The organism is Mycobacterium syngnathidarum (assembly GCF_001942625.1).
GTDB classification, from domain to species: domain Bacteria; phylum Actinomycetota; class Actinomycetes; order Mycobacteriales; family Mycobacteriaceae; genus Mycobacterium; species Mycobacterium syngnathidarum.
The window spans coordinates 1-673 of the sequence record NZ_MLCL01000067.1 but is presented as its reverse complement, the minus strand read 5'-3'; the positions used below and the strand labels follow the sequence as shown (position 1 = coordinate 673).

At 66.9% G+C, this 673-nt stretch carries 1 protein-coding gene; it reads left to right on the top strand.

Annotated features, from left to right (window positions below):
- Positions 1-116: 116 nt before the first annotated feature.
- Positions 117-673, top strand: a 557-nt coding sequence (locus BKG60_RS18110; RefSeq protein ID WP_207549630.1) for a transposase, incomplete at its 3' end; no start/stop codon positions are given.

The window sequence follows — 673 nt, the reverse complement described above, 5'->3', positions numbered from 1 at the left end:
GAGCAATGATCAGAACCTGTGGATCCCGGGCGGGCGTGCCTTCCCGGAAGATGATCTGCAAGGAATCCGAATTCTGATCAAGACCAGCGTTGGCGCGCTGGCGGGAAGGCACGCCCGTGCTCACGGTAGTAGACAACAACGACGACTCCAACGAGACCCGCAATGCGGCCGGTGCGGGCCGGTCGTTGCTCGACCAGATCGTCCGCGACGGTGCCCGGCAGATGCTGGCCGCGGCGTTGCAGGCCGAGGTCGCCGACTATGTAGCCCGGTATGCCGGTGAGGTCGACGAACACGGCCACCGACTGGTGGTCCGCAACGGATACCACGCCGAACGTGAGGTCGTGACCTCGGCGGGTGCGGTGGCGGTGAAGGCGCCCCGCGTGAACGACAAGCGGATCGACCCCGATACCGGCGAGCGCAAGCGGTTCTCCTCGGCGATCCTGCCCGCCTGGGCTCGCAAGTCCGAGCAGGTATCGGAGGTGCTGCCGCTGCTGTACCTGCACGGCCTGTCAACCAGTGACTTCGGGCCGGCGCTCGAACAGTTCCTCGGCACCGGCGCCGGACTGTCCGCATCCTCGATCACCCGGCTCACGGCCCAGTGGCAGGACGAGGCGAAGGCCTTCGGCACCAGGGACCTCTCGCAGGTCGACTACGTGTACCTGTGGGTCGACGG